This is a genomic window from Prauserella cavernicola (assembly GCF_016595675.1).
Taxonomy (GTDB): Bacteria; Actinomycetota; Actinomycetes; order Mycobacteriales; family Pseudonocardiaceae; genus Prauserella_A; species Prauserella_A cavernicola.
On the sequence record NZ_JAENJH010000007.1, the window covers coordinates 88271 to 108803 of the forward strand.

The following is a 20533-nucleotide window of genomic DNA, read 5'->3' on the forward strand; positions in this document are numbered from 1 at the left end:
TCCTGGAGTGAGGCCATGACCGAACGAGTCTCCGTGGTGGTGATCGGCGGCGGACCGACCGGCGTCACCGCGGCATCACTGCTGGCCCGCGAGGGGGTGGATTGCCTGGTGCTCGACCGCTGGGCCGACGTCTACCCCCAGCCGAGGGCGGTCCACCTTGACGACGAGATCTACCGGATCCTGAGCAGGCTCGGACTGCGGCGCGAGTTCGCGGCCATCTCCCGGCCCTCCCGCGGCCTGCGCCTGCTCGATCCCGATCACGACGTGCTGGCCGAGTTCACCCGCTCCGGCCACGACGGCGTCCACGGGTTCCCGCAGGCGAGCATGTTCGACCAGCCCGACCTCGAGCGCGTGCTGCGGGCCGGGCTCGCCCGGCTGCCCTCGGCCCGCTTCCGCGGCGACGTCGAGGTGACCGGGATCGTCCGCAACGAGCTCGGCGGCGACGGCGCCGTCACCGTCGAGCTGAGAGACCGCGAGACCGGCGAGCCCGACGCGGTGTTCGCCGACTACGTGCTCGGCTGCGACGGCGCGAACAGCGTGGTGCGCGACTCCATCGGAGCGACGCTGACCGATCTGGGATTCGCGCAACGCTGGCTGGTGGTCGACATCGCGACCGGGACCGACCTCGGGCAGTGGGAGGGCGTGCACCAGGTGTGCTCGTCCGAGCGGGCCGCGACCTTCATGCGGATCGGCGACGATCGCTACCGCTGGGAGTTCCAGCTGCTCGAGGGCGAGTCCGCCGCCGACTTCGGGTCGGTGGAAGCGTTGCGCCCGCTGCTGCGGCCGTGGATCGGCACCATCCCGACCGGGGACCTGACCCTGGTGCGCACCACGGACTACACCTTCCACGCGCGCATCGCGGACACGTGGCGGGCCGGGCGGGTCTTCCTGCTCGGCGACGCCGCGCACCTCACGCCCCCGTTCATCGGCCAGGGCATGGGTGCCGGACTGCGGGACGCGGACAACCTGACGTGGAAGCTGTCCGGCGTGCTGCGCGGTGCACTACCGGAGTCCGATTTGGACTCCTATCAGCGGGAGCGCAAGCCGCACGCGGCCGCCATGATCCGCCAGGCGGTGTCTGTGGGCCGGATCATGACCGGCGGAGGCCGGGCCGGCACCCTGCTGCGCCGGGCGATCGCGCCGGCGCTGCACCGGATCCCGGGGGTGAACAGCCTGGTGCTCGACAGCGCGACGCCGGCGCTGCACCGCTCGACGCTCGTGCGTCCCGGCGGGATCCGGTCCGGGCTCGCGGGCCGCGTCTGTCCGAACGCGCCGGTGGGCGGCACGAGCCGGTTCGACGACCACGTCGGCCGCCGGTTCGCGCTCGTGTGCGACCACCTGGCGCAGACGTCGGAACGCAGGGCCGCGCGCGAGGCGGGTGTCGTGCTGGTCGAGGTGAGTCCGGCCGACCCGCTCGGGCGGTGGCTCGCCGAGGGCGGCGTGCACAGCGCGCTGGTCCGCCCGGACCGCACCGTCCTGGCGACCGGGGCGACGGCGAGGCGCGCCCTGCGCTCCGGACTGCTCACGAGAGGAGAACGACAGTGACGACCCGATGGACCGGTCCCGCGGCGAGCCTGCGGTACTCGACCCTGCGCGCCGAGCAGGACGGCCGCGTGCTGACGGTGTCGGTGACGGACCCGCCCTACAACTACATGACCGCCGCGATGCAGGACGACGTCATCCGGCTGGTCGATGCCGTCGAGACGGATCCGGGCGTCGGCGCGGTCGTCGTCACCGGGGGAGTGCCGGGCCGCTTCGTCACCCACTACGACATCACCGACCTGCTCGGCGCGGCGGAGCGCTCGCCGAACCTGCCGTCCGCGGTCACCTCCGCGCTCGTGCGGGCGACGACGCTGCTGGCGCGTGCGGGCGGCGACCGGGTGGGCGCGGCGATCCGCCGCACCTCGCTGGGGGACCTGTACCGGCTCGCGCGGTTCCACCACGCGCTCGAACGGATCCTGCGCTCACCTGCCGTGTGGATCGGCGCGATCGACGGTCCGTGCGGCGGCGGGGGACTCGAGATGTCGGCGTTCTTCGACCTCCGGTTCTGCTCCGAGACCGCGACGTTTCTGTTGCCGGAGCTCAGTATCGGGCTGTCGACGACGTTCGGCGGTCAGCGGCTGGCGCGGCTGGTCGGCCCGTCGCGAGCGCTGGAGGTGATGCTCGAGTCCCGGGCCTACAGCGCGAGCGAGGCGCGGGAGTACGGACTGGCCGACGGTGTGGTGCCGGGCGGCGAGCTGACAGAGCACGTCCACGAGCGCGCCACCCGTTACGCCCGCCGGCCCCGCGAGGTGGTCGCCGTGCAGAAGCGGATCTTCCACGACGTCGACCGCGACACGGCGGCGCGCGGTCTGCTGCGCGAGTCGATCGCGCAGAGCATCGGACTCGGCAGGATGCGCACGCGCGCGGCGCTGCGCCGGTGGCTGCGGCTGCAGGACGCCTCGGGCGACTCGACGTTCCTGACCGACCCGCGGCCCTGGGCCGAGGGCACCGCCGCCGACCTCGTGGGCAGCTGAGCGGGCCCGGTCAGCGCAGCGCGCCGCGCAGGGTGTCGGCGAAGACGGCCGTGATGGCCGCCTGGTCGACCTGCTCCGGGTCGGTGCCGTACTCGAGGGCGAGTCCGAGCCGCAGCGACTGCAGCGTCAGCGCCAGCTGCTCGGCGGGCACGACGAGGTCGAGGTCGAGGTCGCCGCAGGCCCTGGTGATGACGGCGGCGAGCTCGTCGCGCAGGGTCCTGCGGACCCCGACGTAGACCTCGCGGACGTCGGGATCGTGGCTCGCCAGCTGGCCGATCTCCACGAGCAGCCGGGTCCACGTGGTCTGTTCGGCGATGCCCGTGGCGAAGACCGCGGCGACGTCGTCGATCACGCGCTCCGGCCGGTTCTTCGCGCGGATCTCGAACGTGCTGACCGTGAACTGCGTGCGGACGTGCTGCTCGATCAGCTCGGCGAGTAGCGCGTGCTTGCCGTCGAAGTTGGAGTAGACCGCGCCCTTGGTGAAACCCGCGGCGTGGGCGATCTCGTCCAGGCGGGCGGCCTGGTAGCCGCGCTGGGCGAAGACCTCCGCCGCGGCGTCGAGCAGCCGGCGGCGCACCTCGTCGCGGCGGACGCGGGGGACCGGTCCGCTCGTGCCGGGGTCCTCGGAGACGGGAGCGATCATGCCCGCACGATACCGCCGGTATCGAACGCCGCGGCCCGAGGACCGGGCACGGGCTTTGCCGGGTGTCGTCGTGGCGCGTTAACTTCGGAGGGGTGAGTACCCGAGCCCGCACGCCACGGCCGCGCCGCACCGCGGCCCCGGCGATCGACGAAGGCCAGTGCAGGACCTACGTGCCGATCCTCGAGTTCATCGGGCGCCGGTGGATGGCGGCCATCCTGCTCGCCGGGGCGCACGGAGCGGTCCGCTTCGCCGACTACCGGGAGTCGGTGGTGGGGATCTCCGACCGGTTGCTGACCGTGCGACTGCGCGAACTCCAGGAGCGAGAACTGTTGCGGCGCGAGGTGATCCCGACCACTCCCGTGCAGATTCGCTACCGCCCCACCGAGGAGGGACTGGAGCTGGTGCGGGCGATCCAGCCACTGCTGCAGTGGAGCAGACGTCCTGCTCAGGAGCAGGAGCGCTCGGAGGACTAGGCGCCGCGACGACGATGCACTTACTTCGGGTAAGTGACTTACCGTCTCGTTGCCGCCCGTGGCGATCACCGGCTGACTCGGTGGCATGACCACGGAATCAGCTTTCAGTCCCCTGACCATCGGCCGCACGCACCTGCGCAACCGCCTGGTGATGTCCGCGATGACCCGCAGCCGCGCCACCGGTGACGGCCGGGCCACCGCCGACATCGCCGAGTACTACCGGCAGCGCACCGGTGCCGGGCTCCTCGTCACCGAGACCACCCAGATCAGCACCCGGGCGCGGTCGTACCCGACCACGCCCGGCATCCACTCCACCGAGCAGGCCGCGTCGTGGGAGCGGGTCGCCGAGGTCGTGCACGACGCGGGTTCGGCCGTGTACCTGCAGCTCTTCCACGGCGGGCGCGTCGGCGACGACTCCATGCGGGGCGGACTCGCGGCGCACGCACCGTCGGCGGTGGCCGCGCCGGGCAAGTCCTTCACGCCAGCCGGGCTCGTGGACCACCCGGTGCCCACCGCGATGACCGACGCGGAGATCCGGGCGACGATCCGGGAGTTCGCCGGCGCCGCACGGCTCGCGGTCGGCGCCGGCTTCGACGGGGTGCAGCTGCACGGCGCGAACGGCTACCTGCCGCACCAGTTCCTGGGCCGCTCCAGCAACCTGCGCACCGACGACTGGGGTGGCAGCGCCGCCAATCGGGTGCGCTTCACCGTCGAGACGATCAGGGCGATGGCCGACGCGGTGGGCCCGGACCGGGTGTCGCTGCGGATCTCGCCCGCCGCCGACGTCCTCGGCGTCGACGAGGAGGGCACCGAGGAGCTCTACGGCGAGATGCTGTCCGCTGTGGACGGTGTCGGGCTCGCGTTCCTCGATGTGGTCGAAGCTGTCGGACAGCGCGAGCTGACCCAGCGGCTGCGCAAGTCCTGGAGCGGTGTGCTCGCACTCAACCCGCACCGCGACGCCGAGCCCGCACCGCCGCACGAGGTGGTGCCGGACGCGCTGGACTCGGGTGCGGACCTGGTGGTGCTGGGCAAGCCGTGGCTGGCCAACCCCGACCTGGACCGGCGGATCGCGAGCGGCGGCCCGTACAACGAGCCGGATCACACCACGTTCTACGGCGGCACCGCCGCCGGTTTCCTCGACTACCCGGCGCTGGCGGGCTGATCCGGTGGTGCAATCGAGACTGGCGGGCAGGACCGCGGTGGTGACCGGCGGCAGCGGGGGCATCGGACTGGCGACCGCGCACCGGCTCGTCGCCGAGGGCGCGCACGTGCTCGTGACCGGCAGACGTGCGGGCGCGGTGCGCGCGGCGGCCGAGGAGCTGGGGCCGTCGGCGACCGCGGTGCCGGGCGACGCCTCCGATCCGGACGACCTGCGGCGACTGTGTCAGGTGGTGCGGGAGCGCGGCGCGGGACTGGACGTGCTGTTCGCCAACGCGGGCACCGGGACGGCGCAGCCGATCGGCGAGGTCGCGGTCGAGGACTTCGACAAAGCGGTCGGGGCGAACCTGCGCTCCACCTGGTTCACCGTGCAGACCCTGCTGCCGGAGCTGAACCGGGGCGCGTCGGTCGTGCTCATGTCGTCGATCGCCGCCACGGCGGGGCTGCCGGGTCTCGGCCCGTACGGCGCTGCCAAGGCCGGGATCCGGTCGCTGACGCGCACGCTGGCCGTGGAGCTGGCGCAGCGGGGCGTGCGGGTCAACGCGGTCAGCCCCGGCTACATCGCCACCCACCCCGACGACTCCGGTCAGGCCGAGTTCCAGTCGGCGGGCGTGCCGCGGGTGCCGCTCGGCCGGGTGGGGCGGCCCGACGAGGTCGCCGCCGTCGTGGCGTTCCTCGCCTCCGACGACGCCTCCTACGTCACCGGCAGCGACCTGGGCGTCGACGGCGGACGCAACCAGGTCTGACGACGCGCCGAGCCCGGGCGGAAATCTGTTCGCCCGGGCTCGGTTCCTCGGCTACGGTCGCGGAGTCGTTGCCGCTGGGAGTCCGGGAGAGCAGGGTTCGTCATGGCGTGTCGCATCAGTGAGATCGTGCTCGGCTGCCGCGAACCCGAGGTGCTGGCGCGATTCTGGTGCGAGGTCCTGGACTTCGTGGTGCTCGATCGTGAGCACGACGGCACGCTGGAGATCGGCCCGCGCGAGGGGTTCGGCGGCGCGCAGCCGACGATCATCCTCAGCCGCAGGGACGAGCCGGAACCGGGCAAGTCCCGGCTGCACCTCGACGTCAACGCCACCGACCGCGATCAGGACGCCGAGCTCGAACGCCTGCTGGCGCTGGGCGCGCGGCGAGCCGACATCGGCCAGACCGGGCAGGAGCAGTGGCACGTCCTGGCCGATCCGGAGGGCAACGAGTTCTGCCTGCTCAAGGCCCGGCTCGACCCGCTCTGACGGCGTCGCGGGTGACGGGTCAGCGGGTGCGTTCGTAGTGGCGGCGCGCCTTCTCGCGGTTACCGCAGACTGCCATCGAGCACCAGCGGGCCCGGTTCGCCCGGCTGCGGTCGAGCAGGAACAGCCGGCACTCGCTGTTGGCGCACGGGCGTAGCCTGCCGGGCAGGCGTTCCTCGGTGTCGGCCCAGGCGAGGACAGCCTCGACGGCTAGCCGGGCGTGCGGGGGAGTCGTGACCGTCCACCGCAGACCGTCCGAGGTGAACTCCGGGACCTTGCGGACCCCATCGAGCAGCGGGCGGGGTGCCGTTGGCGAGCGCGTTCCGCTCACCACCTGCTGCAGGATCTCGCGCGCCTCGCGCAGCAGCTCCAGCTCCGCGAGACTGCCGTCGCCACCGTGCTCCCGCGCCCAGTCCCTGCCCTGAGCCGGGTCCCCGAGCGCGTCCTGTTCCTCGCCGTTGATCAATGGCCTGCTGTTGAGCAGGTCCAGCAGCACGTCCATCGGCACCGCTCACCTCTAACCAGATTGACTCCTTTGACAGGTTAGCCGACTCGTGCTTGCATGGCGAGCAGCTAACCGGATCAAACCATGTGAAGGGGTTAGAAATGAGCCCGGTGCACCATCGGACCGCCCTCATCGACGGCCAGGAGATCTTCTACCGCGAAGCGGGGTCCGCCGACGCGCCCGCGATCGTGCTGCTGCACGGCTACCCGACCAGCTCGTTCATGTTCCGCGAGCTCATCCCGCTGCTGGCGGACCGCTACCACGTCATCGCGCCCGACCACCTCGGGTTCGGCCACTCCGCAGCCCCGAGCGCGGCGGAGTTCACCTACACCTTCGACGCACTGGCCGGGCTCACCTCCGGGCTGCTCGACCAGCTGGGCCTGCAGCGGTACGCCCTGTACGTCCAGGACTACGGCGCCCCCATCGGCTGGCGCCTCGCGCTCGCGCACCCCGAACGGATCTCGGCGCTGGTCACCCAGAACGGCAACGGCTACGAGGACGGGTTCGTCGAGTCGTTCTGGACCGACGTCTGGGCCTACGGGGAGAACCCCGGGCCGGACACCGAACCCGCCGTCCGCGCCGCACTGAGCCGCGAGGCCATCCGCTGGCAGTACCTGCACGGCGTGCCTGACCCGAGCCTGGTCAGCCCGGACACCTGGGAACACGACCACGCGCTGGTCTCCCGCGAGGGCAACGACGAGATCCAGCTGGCGCTGTTCCGCGACTACCGCACCAACCGCCCGCTCTACCCGCTGGTGCACGAGTTCCTGCGCACCAGCGGGGTCCCGGTGCTCGCCGTGTGGGGCCGCAACGACGAGATCTTCGGCCCCGCCGGTGCGCTGGCGTTCGCCCGCGACGCCAAGGACGCCGAGGTGCACCTGATCAACGGTGGTCACTTCCTGGTGGAGAGTCACCTGGACGTCGTCGCGGGGTACGTGCGGGGCTTTCTCGGGAGGGTGCTGCGCTGAACGAGAACGGGGGCCGGAATCGTTGCGGATCCTGGCCGGTTCGCTAGATTGGATGAGCCGGACAGTGCGATGGAGGCGACGTCGGATGCAGCTGCCTCGCGGAGGCGCAGGGGACGACGAGTCGGATCCCCGGGCGAGTTGCTCGGTCACCCGGATCCGGGAGGGCGACCGCTGTGACGTCGCCTTCGTCGTCGGCGAGATCGACGGGGGCAACGCCTACGACCTCGCGGCCTCACTCGGCGAGCTCCCCACCTGGTCGACGCGGTCGCTGATCATCGACCTGCGTGGCGTGGAGTTCTGCTCGGTGGCCGGGGCCAGGGTCCTGTGCGAACTCGACGCGCGCGCCAGGACCGGGGGTGTGCCGTTGGCGCTGGTGCCGTCCCCGGTCGTGCTCCTCGCGCTGCACCTGCTCGAGGTGCTGGACGACTTCACGATCTACCCCGAGCTCGACGAGGCCTTCGCCGCGCTGCCGGGCGCCCGTTCCTAGCGCGCGGGTCGTGCGGACGCCGGGAACAGGTCACCGGCAGGGATTCCGGCGGACAGGCCGAACAGTGTGCGCAGGCGCGCTTTCGGCGCGGAGAGCATGCCGGCGAAGTGGAGTCCGGCCCGGCGCAGCTCCGTCTCGGATCCCGCGCCGCCATAGGTGTGGCTCAGCAGAGCGCCGTCGGGACACCGGCTGGTGATCACGACGGGCTTGCCCGCGTCCGCGATCCGTACCAGCGCCTCGCCGAGCGACGGCGAGACGTGCCCGGCGCCGAGCGCCGCCACCACCAGTGCGTCCACATCGGACGCGATGGTGCCGGCGGCGGAACCGTCGATCCCGGTGGCCGCATGCAGGAGCCCGACCCGCGTCCTCGGCGGGCCGGTGCGGGCGAGCAGGTCGGTGCCCGGTGGAGGACCGAGCAGCAGTTCGAGCCGGTCCTCGGCGACGAACCCGACCGGTCCCGCTGCCGGGGAACCGAACGCCGCGACGCGCGTGCTGTGCAGCTTGGTGACCAGGCGCGCGACGTGCACCTCGTCCTGGAACACGACGGTCGGACCGTAGCGCGCCAGTGCCGGGTCGGCCGCGGCGACGAGCGCGGCCCGGACGTTGGCCGGTCCGTCGGGTCCCGCCAGGTGGGGCGAGCGCATGGCACCGGTGAGCACCACCGGCACGCGGGTGTCGACGAGCAGCCCGAGCGCGTAGACGGTCTCCTCGAGCGTGTCCGTGCCATGAGTGACGACGACGCCGTCGCGGCCGTGCGCGATCTCCTCGGTGACGGCGGTGGCGAGCGTCCACAGGTCACCGGGTGTCATGCGCCGGGACGAGCTGCTCAGCGCGTCGCGGGGGACGACGTCGATGCCCTCGGGGCTCGCGTCGGCGTGTGGCGTCAGCGCTCCGGCGCCGTCGTGCCGTTGCGCGTCGGCGGTGGGCGGGGCGACGGAGATGGTGCCGCCCGTGGCGATCAGGGCGATCGACCGTCGCGACGACATCAGGACACGGCCTCGGGGTTGCCGAGCTCGGCCGACAGTCGCCCGGCGGCGCGCCGGGCCGCGTCGGTGATCCGCGTGCGGACCTCGGCGTCGGCGACCCGCGAACCAGGTGCGGTGATGGTGAGACTGGACAGGACCTGGTCGTCGCCGTCGCGGATCGGGACCGACACGGCCCACGCGTCCGGGTCGAGTTCGTTGTCACAGACCGCGTAGCCCTTCTCGCGGACCTCCTTGAGCACGTGCATGACGTCGTCGACGTGGTGCGGCGTGCCCGCGGTGTACTCGGTCAGCTCGACGCCCTCGAGCAGGGTTCGCACGACCTGTTCGTCGAGGTGGGCCAGAATCGCGCGGCTCGACGCCGCGGCGTGCAACGGCATCTCCTGTCCGATCCGGACGAACAGCCGTAGCGCGTGCTCGGCCTCCACAATGGACACGCAGACGGGAACGTCGCCGATGAACTCGGTGAGGAACACGGTCTCGCCGGTCTCGTCGGCGGCGTCGACGAGAGCGGCGGGCGGTGTCACCAGCCGGGCGCTGTGCGAACCGGTGGCGCCGGTGAGCGTGCGCGCGGCCCGTCCGACGAAGTAGCGCTTCGTCACGGGGGACCGCCGGAGGTAGTCGACCTGGCCGAGCGTGGTGAGGATGCGGTGCAGGCTGCCGAGGGGGATGTCGAGCTCGTCGTGCAGCTCCTGCAGCGTGAGTCCGGAGCGCGCGGCGCCGACCGCGTTGAGGACCTCCACGGTGCGAACGACGACCTCGAGGGGTCGTGCGGCGCTCATCGGCTGACCCTCCTCTCGTGACGAGTGTGCTCGTGTGCGCGCGGCAGTGTGCCGCCGTTGTCGCCGGTCACCGGCATCTCGGCCGCGATCCTATAGGACCTTGACAACGTCGCGAACCCTCGTCCAAGCTGCAGCCTATCGAAGTGGAAAGACGTTTCCAATATGAGCTCGCCGCTGGAAAGGACGACATGCCGCGGATCCTGGACGATCAGCACGTCGACGGCCTGCTGCCGCCCTCGGCCGCGCTCGCCGACGTGCGCACGGCGTTCGGGCTGCTCGCGGCGGGCGAGGCGACCGACGAGCCGAGGCGGCGCAGCGCCGCGGGAACCGTGACGCTCAACGTCATGTCGGCGATCGCGCCGACACTCGACGCGGCACTGGTCAAGTCCTATCCGGTGGTGCGCGCGGGGACCAACCGCGGCAGCGTCATCACCGTTCTCGTCTACTCCTGCGCGTCCGGCGAACTGCGCGGACTGCTCAGAGCGGATCTGCTCGGCAGGCGGCGGACGGCGGCGGCCTCGGCGCTCGCGACCTCGGTGCTCGCCAGACCCGAGAGCGGCACCGTGTGCTTGCTGGGCACGGGGTTCCAGGCACCGGCGCAGGTCAGTGCGCTGACCGAGGTGCTGCCGCAGCTGCGGACGGTGCTGGTCGTCGGCCGCGACGCGGACAGGGCGGCGAGCACCGCGAACATCCTGCGAGCCGCGCATCCGGGGCTGGACGTCGAGTCCGGCACCAGCCCGGAGCACGCGGTGCCGCGAGCCGACGTCGTCGTCACCGCGACGGGGTCGGCCGAACCGCTGTTCGACGGACGGCTCCTGCGCCCTGGCACGCACGTCAACGCCGTCGGCAGCAACCACGCGGCGCGCCGGGAGCTCGACCGCGCGACGTTCCAGCGGGCCGCGCACGTCAGCGTCGACTCCGCCGCCGTCGCCCGGCTGGAGTGCGGCGACCTGCTCGCGAACGGCCTCGACCCGGCGGAGGCGAGCGAGTTCGCCGACGTGCTCGCCGGACGAGCGGCGGGCCGCACCGACGGCGACGAGATCACCGTCTTCGAGTCGCACGGGCTCGCCATCCAGGACCTGGTCTGCGCCGTCAGGGTGCTCGGCGCGGCGGCCGAGGCAGGCGTCGGCACGGTCACCTAGCTCATCCGGTCCACCAGCACATCACCACCGATCCACGTCAGAGGAGAAACATGAGGTTGCACATCGTCAACGGCCGGCTCGTCACCCCGGCGGGCATTCTCGACAGCGACCTGCTCTGCACGGACGGGACCATCACGGCGATCCTGGACCGCGGCGCGCCGGTCGAGGCCGACGAACGCTACGACGCCGCGGGCAACCTGGTGTTTCCCGGGTTCATCGATCCGCACGTGCACTCCCGCGACCCCGGTCTGAGCCACAAGGAGGACTTCGACCACTCGACGCGGGGCGCCCTCGTCGGCGGTGTCACCACGGTGCTGGAGATGCCCAACGCGATCCCGCCGGTCGACTCGGCCGAGGTCTTCGAGCAGCGTCGCCGGCAGCACGAACAGTCGGCGTGGACCGACTTCGGCCTGTGGGGGCTGGCCCTCGGCGACGCCAACATCGACCAGATCGGCCCGCTGTTCGACGCGGGCGCCGTCGCCGTGAAGCTGTTCTGGGGCTACGCGCTGCATCGCGAGACCCGCTCGCTGGTCTACAACCTCGGTGACGAGAAGCCCGAGGACCTGCTGATGCCGCCGCCGAACGGTCAGGTGCTGCAGCTCTTCGCCGAGGTCGCCAAGCACGGCGGCGTGCTCGCGGCGCACTGCGAGGACAAGGACGTGCTGGCCACGAGCCAGGAAGCGCTCGGCCACGCCATCGAGACCTACGAGGACCTGCTCGCCGCGCGGCCCGCGGTCGCGGAGGCCACCACCATCTCGATCGCCGCGCAGTTCGCGAAGGCCACCGGGTGCCGTTTCCACGTGGTGCACCTGGCCTCGGAGATGGGGCTCGACGCCGTCCGCACGGCGCAGCGCAACGGGATCTCCGTCAGCGCGGAGACCTGCCCGCAGTACCTGACGCTGACCGACGCGGACTATCCCCGCGTCGGCCCGGTCATGAAGGTGTACCCGCCGGTGCGCGAGCAGAGCGACCAGGACGCGCTGTGGGCCGGGTTCAACGACGACGCGATCTCGTCGGTCGGCTCGGACCACGCGCCGCACACCGTCGAGGAGAAGTCGCGCGGGTTCGAGACCCAGCCCGCGGGCGCGGTCGGGTGCGAGACCTTCGGCCCGGTCCTGCTGGACGCGCTCGCGCGCGGGAAGACGACGGCGATGCGGCTCGCGGAGGTCGCCTCGACGCAGACCGCGAAGTTCTACGGCCTCTACCCCCGCAAGGGCGTGATCCGTCCCGGCAGCGACGCCGACCTGGTCATCGTCGACCCGGAGCAGACCCGGACCGTCCGCAATGACGAGCTGATCGCCAAGCAGCCGGTCAGCCCGTGGAACGGTGTCGAGCTGCGCGGTGGTCCGGTCGCGACGGTGCTGCGCGGCGAGGTCGTGGTGCGCGATCGCGAGATCGTCGCCGAGCGCCGGGGCCGGTTCGTCCCGGCCGACCACTCCGCGAATCAGACCGACGGGCGCGGCGAGTGAGCTCCGCCGACGAGCTGACCTCGGGCGTGCGCGAGGCGGTCCGGCAGGCGTGCGCGCTCGCGGCCGAACCACTCGACGCCGCGGTGCGCCGCCACGCGGCACACGTTGTCGCTGACACCATCGGCGTGAGCATCGCGGGCGGGCGGACCGCCGAGATGACGAGTCTGCGCGCTGCCGACGACATCGACGCCGCGCTGGGCGCCGCGCCCGGTGAGGGCCGCTCGACGGTCCTCGCCGCGGGCGCGGCACTGGCGCCCGCGGAGCACGCCGCGTTCCACAACGCGTCGGCGGGCGGTTTCCTCGAGCTCGACGAGGGAACGCGCCCGACCGGTCATCCGGGCATGCACATCGTGCCAGCGGCACTCGCCGTGGCCGAGGCCGCGCGCCGGTCCGGCCCCGAGCTGCTGAGCGCGGTCGTCGCCGGGTACGAGGTCAGCGCCCGGCTCTTCACCGCGTTCCGGTTGCGGCCACCGACGCACCCGCACGGCCACCTCGCCGGGGTCGGGTCGGCGGTGAGCGTGGCGTTGCTGCTCGGCGAGGACCCCGAGGCGGCGGCCGCGATCGCGGCGACGACGCCCGTGGTGCCCGTGTGGAACGCCTGCTACGTGGGGGCGACCGCGCGCAACACCGCGATGGGGCTGGCCGCGCAGGCGGCCGTGCGGGCGAACCGCCTGCTGCGCGCGGGGTTCACCGGGTCGCTCGAGTCGATCCCGGCGCTGTTCGGCGAGCTGACCGGGGAATCCGCCGACCTCGACGCGTTGCGGGAACCGTTCGATCCCGCGCGCCCGCGGATCATGCGGAACTACTTCAAGCGCCACAGTTCCTGCGCCCTGACCCACGGCGCCATCGACGCGGTGCTGTCCCTGCCCGCGGTCGACGTCACCGACATCAGCGCGATCGAGGTGCGCACCGTCGCCAACAACCTCAAGCTCGACCGCGTTCCGTTCGCCAACGACCTGTCCTCGCGGTTCTCGCTGCCCTACGCGGTGGCGGCGGCGCTGACGCGGCGCCGGTCGACGGTCGCCACCTTCGACTACGACCCGGAGGTGGCGCGGCTCGCCGGGAAGGTCAGCGTCGGCGTCACACCGGAGTTCGAACGACGGTGGCCGGAGCACGCGCCCACCGAGGTCGTCGTCCACACCACGGACTCGACGTGCTCGGCCGTCGTCGACGACCCGCGCGGGCATCACCACGACCCGCTGTCGGCCGGCGAACTGCGCGACAAGTTCGCCGGTCTCGTGGGCGACGGCGCCGGTGCGCTGTGGGACCGGCTCCTCGCCCTGCCGCAGGTCGACGACTGCGCCGACCTGCTCGCCCCACTGCGGACCACCTCGCTCGGGTAAGCAGGCTCGCCTCCTCCAGCGTGAAAAGAGGTTCCCACCGTGACCACCCGCATCGTCGACGCGCCCCGGGGGCGTGAGCCCGCCACACCGTCCCGTCCACCGGCCGACCTCAGGGTGGAGCTCGGCGGCCTCGCACTGGCCAACCCGGTGATGCCCGCCTCCGGCTGCTTCGGCCCCGAGCTCGCCGACCTCATGCCCGTCGACGTGCTCGGCGCCGTCGTGACCAAGACGGTGTTCGCCACCGCCCGGCCGGGAAACCGGACGCACCGCATCACCGAGGTGTCGCACGGGATGCTCAACAGCGTCGGGATTCCCAGCCAGGGAGCGGCGGAGTTCCGCCGATCCGGGCTGGGCGGCTATGCCGCGCTCGGCGCTCCCGTCGTGGTCAGCATCGGCGGACTGTCCACAGCGGAGTACTGGCGGGTCGCCGACGAACTGGCCGGGGCCGGGCACGCCGCGCTCGAGGTGAACGTGTCGTGCCCCAACCTCGAACGTGGCGGCGCGACGCTCGACACCGATCCACGGGCGATGAGCGAGGTCGTGGCCGGAGTGGTCGCCCGCAGCTCCACGCCCGTGCTGGTCAAGCTGAGCCCGCAGCTCCAGACGATCGGGGACGCGGCGAAGGCCGCGGCCGACGCGGGTGCCAGTGCGGTCACGGTCTGCAACAGCTTTCCCGGCCTGGCCGTGAATCCCGCGCGGCGCGAGCCCGAACTGGGCAACGGCACCGGCGGAGTGTCCGGGCCCGCCGTCAAACCGCTCGCGCTGCGCCTCGTCTGGCTGGCCGCACAGGCCGTCGACATTCCCGTCGTCGGCTGTGGCGGCATCCGTTCGGCCGCAGACGTCGCGGAGTTCCTCGTCGCGGGTGCCACGGCGGTCCAGGTCGGCACCGCCACCTTCGCCCAGCCCGCCCTGATGGCTCGCATCGTCGCGGAACTGCCCGCACTGGCAGCGCGGCTCGGCGTGGACAGACTCGCGGACCTCATCGCCACACTCACCACCCGACCAAAGGAACAGCCATGAGCAACGACAACGACGACGTTGACGCGACCGCGACCCGGGCGGCGGGGGACACCTCGCACTCCGACGACGGTCAGCCGCAGGAGGTCACCCCGTACGGGCGGAAAGCGGTTCTCGGAGCCACGGTCGGCTACGCGATGGACGGTTACGACCTCCAGATCCTGGGCTTCGCGCTGCCCGCGATCACGCTGAGCCTCGGCCTGTCCGACACCCAGGGCGGCCTGCTCGCCACGATCACCCTGATCGGCACCGTCACCGGCGCGATGTTCTTCGGGGCGCTTGCCGACCGCTACGGGCGCGTGCGCATCCTGACGTACTCGATCCTGCTGTTCGCGATCTTCACCGGTTTGACGGCGTTGTCGCAGGGCTTCACCGAGATGGCGGTGTTCCGCTTCATCGCGGGCATGGGCATCGGTGGTGAGTTCGGCATCGGCATGGCGCTGGCGGCCGAGGCGTTCCCCGCGATCAAACGGGCCAGGGCGACGTCCCTGGTCGGCGTGGGGTTCCAGCTCGGGGTCCTGCTGGCGGCGTTCATCTCGGCGCCGGTGATCGCACTGTGGGGCTGGCAGGGACTGTTCGTCATCGGCATCTTCCCGGCGCTGGTCGCCATCGCGCTGCGGATGCGGCTGGCCGAGCCCGAGGCGTTCGTCCGGCACCGCGCCCGGGTCGAGGCCGGGCAGAAGCAGAAGAACCCGTACCACCTGCTCGTCGCCGACGCCAAGACCGTGCGCATCAGCATCGGCATCGTCATCATCTGCTCGATCCAGAACTTCGGCTACTACGGGATTCTCACGTGGCTGCCGACGTATCTGACCAAACAGCTGGGGTTGAGCACGACCAACTCCGGGATCTGGACCGCGGTCACCGTGCTCGGCATGATCGCCGGGATCATGATCTTCGGCCAGCTCGCCGACCGGCTCGGGCGCCGCCGTGCCTTCTGGATCTTCCAGGCGGGCGCGTTCGTCTCGCTGCTGGTGTACAGCCAGCTGACCTCGCCCGCCGCGGTCCTCATCGGTGGCGCGGTCATGGGCGTCTTCGCCAACGGCATGCTCGGTGGTTACGGGGCGATCATCGCGGAGAACTACCCGACGGCGGCCAGGGCCACGGCACAGAACGTCCTGTTCGGAATCGGGCGCGGCGTGGGCGGGTTCGCACCGCTCGTCGTCGCGCTGATCGCCGGCTGGCAGGGATTCGGTGTGGCGCTGGGCTTCCTCGCGCTGATCTACATCATCGACATGGCGGCCATGCTGCTCATCCCGGACCGGCGGGGTGAGCGGCTCGACAACGCCGTGGCCTGACGGTTTTCGGTCGAACTGCGAAAGGGAGGCATCGTGTCGAACACACCCAGCCCAGCGGTGGCGGTGCGGACGCTCGGCGTCGCGCAGGACACCTACGGGCCGACGGTCAACACAGGCCGGTCGCCGCGGGATGTCGAGGTGCTCGGGCGGGCTCTCGCGGAGTCGTTGCGCCCGCGGAACCCGGAGACGCTGGTGGTGTGGAACACCTCGGACGAGGCCGTGCTGGCGCACGCCGTGGCCAGGGAGCTCGGCGTGATCGTCCGGCGCGCGTCGGAGGTGGAGGGAATTCTCGCCCTCGACGAGCCGATGGCACCGGGGACGCGCGTCGCGCTGGTGGCGACGACGTGGGACGGGCGCTGGCTGGAGACGTTGCGACGCCTGGTGCTCGGCAGCGGCGGTGAGCTCGTCGTGGCCGCTGCCGTGCTCGGGTCGGATGTGCTCGATGCCGTCTCCGGCCTGCCCACGACGTCGTTGGTGTCTGCCAACGAGGTGACGGAGTCCGCCCCGTGAGCGGGCTCGTCGCCGATCCGGCGCGCCTGCGGGAACTGCTCGACACGTTCGCCGGAATGTCCGAACGGGACAGTGGACCCGGTGTCACGCGCCTGGCCTACACGCCACTCGAGCGGGCCGCGCACGAGTTGTTCGCCCAGTCGATGACCGCGCTGGGGCTGACGGTGTGGACCGACGCGGCGGGCAACACGATCGCGCAGCGGCCGGGGTCCGATCCCGGGCTGCCCGCGATCGGCACGGGCTCGCATCTGGACAGTGTGCCGAACGCCGGTTCCTTCGACGGGATCGTCGGTGTGTGCGCCGCGATGGAGACGGCGCGGGCGCTCGCCGAGCACGAGGTGACGCACCGGCATCCCATGCGGTTCGTGGTGTTCGCGGCGGAGGAGGGAGCGCGCTTCGGCCAGGCCTGCACCGGCAGCCGGATCGCGGCGGGCCTCACCGGTCCCGCCGACCTGCCGGCGAAACAGGACGCGGACGGCGTGAGCCTCGCCGACGCCATGAACGCCGTCGGGCTCGATCCCGACGCCGTGGCCGAGGCCGGCTGGCGGCCCGCCGACTGGGCCGCGTTCGTCGAGCTCCACATCGAGCAGGGCAGCGTGCTCGAGACGGACGGGGTGCGGCTGGGCGTCGTCGACTCGATCTCGGGCAGCACGCGGCTGCTCCTCGAACTCAGTGGCCGCGCGTCGCACAGCGGTGGGACACCGATGCACCTGCGTGCGGACGCGATGGCCGCCGCCGCGGAGGTGGTGCTGGCCGTCGAGTCGGCGGCGGGCGGCGAGGACAACGCGGGCACGCGCACGACCGTCGGCAAGATCGACGTGGCGCCGGGCTCGATCACGACCATCGCGGGCCGGGCGACGATGTGGGTCGACGTGCGGGGCACCGATGCCGGGCGGCAGCGCGACACCGCCGAGGAGATCGTGCGGCGTGCCGAGGCGATCTGCGCGCGCCGCGGGATCGCCTTCCGGCACGACCTGCTCGCCGACACTCCGCCGGTCCGGTTGCCCGATATCGTCCGCGACGAGCTCGCGGCGGCCTGCCGCTCCGTCGGCGTCGAGCCGCGCGTGCTCACCAGCGGCGCCAGCCACGACGCCCAGCAGATCAACACGATCACACCGAGCGGGATGCTGTTCGTGCCGAGCAAAGAGGGGATCAGCCACGATCCGGCGGAGTGGACGAGCATCGACGACATCGCGCTGGGTACGACCGCGCTGACGGCGAGCCTGCTCCGGCTGGACGAGGGCCTGTCGTGAGCGGGCCGGCGGCGCTCGGCGTCCTGGAGGGTGAGCGGCCGGTACCGGCGTGCGAACGGGCGGAGGTGCTCGTCAGCCGGCCCCTGTCGGATCGCTACCGGCTGCTGCGGTTTCGCTCGCCTGTCATCGCCGAGCGCGCCAGGGCGGGACAGTTCGTGATGCTCGCCCCGGTGACGGAGTCCGGGCCGGTCCTGCCGCGGCCGATGGCCATCTACACCCGCGATGCCGCCGCGGGCGTCGTGGACATCGTCTACGGCGTCGTCGGTGCCGGGACCACGGCGCTGTCGGCCGTCGCGGCGGGTGAGACCGTCGTGGTCACCGGGCCACTGGGGCGAGGGTTCGCGATCCACGACGACACCGAGCGCGTGCTCCTGCTCGGGCGGGGAGTGGGTATCTGCGCCATGACCACCGTCGCCCAGGACCTGGCGGACACGCCGGTGCGCGTGGCCGCGGTGCTGAGCGGCCGCCACGACGCGTCGATCATCGGCGCGGACGTCCTGCGCGCCTGCCGCGCCGACGTGCGCCGCGTGACCGACGCCGACGGCACCAGCGGCGTGCCCGCGGTGCGGGAGCGCCTGCACCGTGCCTTCGACGTCGACCCGCCGCAGCAGATCCTGACCAGCGGCTCCGAGCGGCTGACGCGGCTGGCCGCGCAACTCGCCGCGCGCTGGCGCGCGACCGCGCAGGTGTCCATCGAGGCGCACATGGCCTGCGGCCTCGGCTACTGCCACGGCTGCGCCGCGGGTGACGGCGACGGAACGCGCGAGGCGCCGCTCGTCTGCCGGGACGGACCGGTTTTCCGGCTGCGGACGTGACCGAGTGACAAGACTCTCGTCAGCACGTCGCACCCGCGACGCTGCGGGCGCACGCGTGCTCGGGCCGGTGGCCGATCCGCTGGTGGACGGTACTGAATCGACGGAACGGGCCGTGAGCACCGTGTCCGTTTTGCCTGTGAAGAGCCTTGCACTTTCGCTCAACCGCAGGGGCCAGGCCGTGCGATGTGGTTGCCGTGCTCTGGCGCCGCTACCTATCGTTCTCATAATGATCATCAGGATCGACGCCGCGAGGACGGTGTCATGAAGGCCGCGCAATCCACCCTCCGGGTGGGATTCGGCGCGGTCGCGATCACTACCTCGACCGTGCTTCCGGTCTTTCTCACCGGGGCCATGACGGTGCAGATCTCGGCCGAGCTCGCCTTCGATCCCGCCGGGCTCGGTCTCGTGGTGGCGTTGTACTTCGCCGTGTCGGCACTGGTGTCGCTCCCGATCGGAAAGCTCGTCGAGCGCCTGGGATCCGGCCGCACCAGCCGGATCGCCGTGCTCGGCTCCGCCGCGTGCATGCTGCTGATCGCGGGATTCGCCCAGAACTACGCCACATTGCTCACGTTCCTGTTGTGCTCGGCGTGGTGCAATGTGATGGGCCAGCTGTCCTCCAACCTCACACTGGCGCGCCTGATGCCCGCCAACCGCATGGGACTGTCCTTCGGGGCCAAGCAGGCCTCGGTGCCCTTCGCCACCCTGCTGTCCGGGATCGCGGTTCCCGCCATCGGACTCACCATCGGCTGGCGGTGGGCCTACGTGATCGCCGCGGTGGTCGCGCTGAGCGCACTGTTCCTGGCCCCGCGCGGCGCCGGGCCCGCCCCACGGGAGAAGGCCGTTCCCGAGGACAGGGCCACCGCGGCACTGTCGGTGATCGGCGCGGCCGCGGGACTCGGTGCGGCCTCGGCGAACGCGCTCGGCATCTTCCTCGTGGCGTCGGCGGTCGAACGCGGTGTGAGCCCGGGACTGGCCGGGCTGGTGCTGACCCTGGGCAGCGTGGTCGGGCTGCTGATGAGGCTGCTGCACGGCTGGCTCGCCGACCGGCGCTCGGGCGGGCACGTCGCCGTGGTCGCGGGCTGTCTGCTGCTGGGCGCGATCGGGCTGGTGCTGCTCGCCGTGCCCGGCCCGGTCTGGCTGATCGTCGGCACGGTGCTGGGCTTCGGGCTCGGCTGGTCATGGCCGGGGCTGCTGCAGTTCGCCGTCGTGCGGTTGAACCCGTCGGCGCCCGCTGCGGCGACGTCGATCGTGCAGGCGGGCGTCTACGCGGGCGGGTTCATCGGGCCGATCGGGTTCGGGTTCCTCGCGACCCACGCCTCGTTCACCGTGGCGTGGGCGGTGTCGGCGGCGGCGATGCTGGTCGCGGGCGGCGCCGTGTTGCTGGGCCGCCGGATGCTGGTGGCGCACGTACGGCGACCGGCCGTGCAGCCCGCTGTCTCCTGAGCAGGATGCGGGCCGGCGTCCCTGTCGCGACGTCGTGCGGTGGGGGAGCCGGCTCACGGCCGTGCGGTGGTCAGACGAGCGCTCCGCCGCCGTCGTCGGCGTCGTAGCGCCGGACGTCGATGTGCTTGGGCTTGTTCATGCGTGGCCCGTCGCCACGTGTTCAGCGTCTCGGCGTCTCGCCACACCTCGACCGTGTTGACCTGTTCGGGGTTGACCGAGTCGGCCGTGATGGCGACATGGACGCACCCGACCGTCTCGTCCGGCAGCTCGTGGCGCTGGGCCACGCGACCCCGGAGCGCGGTGCCGAGCAACTGCACCTGCTGATCGAAGGGACCCTGGTGATGGGAGCGACCCAGGACGGCAGCCACCCGGCGCGGGCCGCGCGCGAGCTCGCCGCCGTCGTCCTCGGGTGAGCCCGCCGACCGGCGCACTGAGTCCTCGCCGATCGGCCGTCAGGGGGACCGCGACCCGTGGGCCCGATCCCCCTGACGGCTTCCCCCGG

The 20533-nt window shown here is 72.2% G+C and carries 22 protein-coding genes; 18 read left to right on the plus strand and 4 right to left on the minus strand.

Features of this window, described 5'->3' with window-relative positions:
• Window positions 1-15 precede the first annotated feature (15 nt).
• Together mhpA and JHE00_RS24770 are read left to right on the plus strand one after the other, a co-directional pair.
• The gene (mhpA, locus tag JHE00_RS24765) at window positions 16-1545 is read left to right on the plus strand and encodes a bifunctional 3-(3-hydroxy-phenyl)propionate/3-hydroxycinnamic acid hydroxylase MhpA (RefSeq protein WP_200322288.1); all 1530 of its coding nucleotides are present in this window, start codon (window positions 16-18) and stop codon (window positions 1543-1545) included.
• Window positions 1542-2516, plus strand: a complete 975-nt coding sequence (locus tag JHE00_RS24770; protein ID WP_200322289.1) for an enoyl-CoA hydratase/isomerase family protein — start codon at window positions 1542-1544, stop codon at window positions 2514-2516. The genes mhpA and JHE00_RS24770 overlap by 4 nt, the downstream gene beginning before the upstream one ends.
• Before the next feature lie 10 nt (window positions 2517-2526).
• Here the strand turns inward: JHE00_RS24770 and JHE00_RS24775 are convergent, their stop codons facing one another.
• The gene (locus JHE00_RS24775; protein ID WP_200322291.1) at window positions 2527-3159 is read right to left on the minus strand and encodes a TetR/AcrR family transcriptional regulator; all 633 of its coding nucleotides are present in this window, start codon (window positions 3157-3159) and stop codon (window positions 2527-2529) included.
• Between the two features lie 92 nt (window positions 3160-3251).
• Between JHE00_RS24775 and JHE00_RS24780 the strand changes: the two genes are divergently transcribed.
• The 4 genes from JHE00_RS24780 (at window position 3252) to JHE00_RS24795 (ending at window position 6019) form a co-directional block, all read left to right on the plus strand.
• The gene (locus JHE00_RS24780) at window positions 3252-3632 is read left to right on the plus strand and encodes a winged helix-turn-helix transcriptional regulator (protein WP_200322293.1); all 381 of its coding nucleotides are present in this window, start codon (window positions 3252-3254) and stop codon (window positions 3630-3632) included.
• Window positions 3633-3717: 85 nt separating this feature from the next.
• Window positions 3718-4794, plus strand: a complete 1077-nt coding sequence (locus JHE00_RS24785; protein WP_200322295.1) for an oxidoreductase — start codon at window positions 3718-3720, stop codon at window positions 4792-4794.
• A 4-nt stretch (window positions 4795-4798) separates the two neighbouring features.
• The gene (locus tag JHE00_RS24790; protein ID WP_307832088.1) at window positions 4799-5536 is read left to right on the plus strand and encodes an SDR family NAD(P)-dependent oxidoreductase; all 738 of its coding nucleotides are present in this window, start codon (window positions 4799-4801) and stop codon (window positions 5534-5536) included.
• A 102-nt stretch (window positions 5537-5638) separates the two neighbouring features.
• Window positions 5639-6019, plus strand: coding sequence for a VOC family protein (locus tag JHE00_RS24795; protein WP_200322297.1), 381 nt, complete (start codon window positions 5639-5641; stop codon window positions 6017-6019).
• A gap of 19 nt (window positions 6020-6038) precedes the next feature.
• On the opposite strand, the gene JHE00_RS24800 is transcribed toward JHE00_RS24795, so the two are convergent.
• Window positions 6039-6518 carry a CGNR zinc finger domain-containing protein gene (locus tag JHE00_RS24800; RefSeq protein ID WP_200322299.1) on the minus strand — a complete coding sequence of 160 codons (480 nt, stop codon included), beginning with the start codon at window positions 6516-6518 and terminating at the stop codon, window positions 6039-6041.
• Window positions 6519-6622: 104 nt separating this feature from the next.
• Here JHE00_RS24800 and JHE00_RS24805 point away from each other — a divergent pair, with 104 nt between their 5' ends.
• Both JHE00_RS24805 and JHE00_RS24810 read left to right on the plus strand, forming a co-directional pair.
• A complete protein-coding gene (locus JHE00_RS24805; RefSeq protein ID WP_200322301.1) occupies window positions 6623-7489 on the plus strand; it encodes an alpha/beta fold hydrolase in 867 nt (288 codons plus the stop codon).
• A gap of 85 nt (window positions 7490-7574) precedes the next feature.
• Window positions 7575-7976: an STAS domain-containing protein gene (locus JHE00_RS24810; protein WP_200322303.1), complete on the plus strand. Its 402-nt coding sequence runs from the start codon at window positions 7575-7577 to the stop codon at window positions 7974-7976.
• On the opposite strand, the gene JHE00_RS24815 is transcribed toward JHE00_RS24810, so the two are convergent.
• Both JHE00_RS24815 and JHE00_RS24820 read right to left on the minus strand, forming a co-directional pair.
• Window positions 7973-8962 (minus strand): asparaginase, encoded by a 990-nt coding sequence (locus JHE00_RS24815; protein ID WP_200322305.1) that lies wholly within the window; start codon window positions 8960-8962, stop codon window positions 7973-7975. The genes JHE00_RS24810 and JHE00_RS24815 overlap by 4 nt on opposite strands.
• Window positions 8962-9741 (minus strand): IclR family transcriptional regulator, encoded by a 780-nt coding sequence (locus tag JHE00_RS24820; RefSeq protein ID WP_200322307.1) that lies wholly within the window; start codon window positions 9739-9741, stop codon window positions 8962-8964. Before JHE00_RS24820 ends, JHE00_RS24815 begins: the two co-directional genes overlap by 1 nt.
• 188 nt (window positions 9742-9929) lie before the next feature.
• Between JHE00_RS24820 and JHE00_RS24825 the strand changes: the two genes are divergently transcribed.
• The 10 genes from JHE00_RS24825 to JHE00_RS24870 all read left to right on the plus strand — a co-directional run bounded on the left by JHE00_RS24825 (window position 9930) and on the right by JHE00_RS24870 (window position 20444).
• Entirely contained in the window at window positions 9930-10883 is a 954-nt protein-coding gene (locus JHE00_RS24825; RefSeq protein WP_200322309.1) for an ornithine cyclodeaminase family protein, read from the plus strand.
• A 50-nt stretch (window positions 10884-10933) separates the two neighbouring features.
• Window positions 10934-12352 (plus strand): dihydroorotase, encoded by a 1419-nt coding sequence (locus JHE00_RS24830; protein WP_200322311.1) that lies wholly within the window; start codon window positions 10934-10936, stop codon window positions 12350-12352.
• Window positions 12349-13695 (plus strand): MmgE/PrpD family protein, encoded by a 1347-nt coding sequence (locus JHE00_RS24835; RefSeq protein ID WP_200322313.1) that lies wholly within the window; start codon window positions 12349-12351, stop codon window positions 13693-13695. The genes JHE00_RS24830 and JHE00_RS24835 overlap by 4 nt, the downstream gene beginning before the upstream one ends.
• 39 nt (window positions 13696-13734) lie before the next feature.
• Window positions 13735-14715, plus strand: coding sequence for a dihydroorotate dehydrogenase (locus JHE00_RS24840; protein WP_200322323.1), 981 nt, complete (start codon window positions 13735-13737; stop codon window positions 14713-14715).
• Entirely contained in the window at window positions 14712-16010 is a 1299-nt protein-coding gene (locus JHE00_RS24845) for an MFS transporter (RefSeq protein WP_200322325.1), read from the plus strand. The genes JHE00_RS24840 and JHE00_RS24845 overlap by 4 nt, the downstream gene beginning before the upstream one ends.
• Window positions 16011-16043: 33 nt before the next feature.
• A complete protein-coding gene (locus tag JHE00_RS24850) occupies window positions 16044-16520 on the plus strand; it encodes a type I phosphoribosyltransferase (protein WP_200322327.1) in 477 nt (158 codons plus the stop codon).
• Window positions 16517-17773, plus strand: a complete 1257-nt coding sequence (locus tag JHE00_RS24855) for a Zn-dependent hydrolase (RefSeq protein WP_200322329.1) — start codon at window positions 16517-16519, stop codon at window positions 17771-17773. The genes JHE00_RS24850 and JHE00_RS24855 overlap by 4 nt, the downstream gene beginning before the upstream one ends.
• Entirely contained in the window at window positions 17770-18588 is an 819-nt protein-coding gene (locus tag JHE00_RS24860) for an iron-sulfur cluster-binding protein (RefSeq protein ID WP_200322331.1), read from the plus strand. Before JHE00_RS24855 ends, JHE00_RS24860 begins: the two co-directional genes overlap by 4 nt.
• Before the next feature lie 261 nt (window positions 18589-18849).
• Window positions 18850-20031 carry an MFS transporter gene (locus JHE00_RS24865; RefSeq protein WP_200322333.1) on the plus strand — a complete coding sequence of 394 codons (1182 nt, stop codon included), beginning with the start codon at window positions 18850-18852 and terminating at the stop codon, window positions 20029-20031.
• A gap of 236 nt (window positions 20032-20267) precedes the next feature.
• A complete protein-coding gene (locus JHE00_RS24870; RefSeq protein WP_200322335.1) occupies window positions 20268-20444 on the plus strand; it encodes a hypothetical protein in 177 nt (58 codons plus the stop codon).
• Window positions 20445-20533 lie beyond the last annotated feature (89 nt).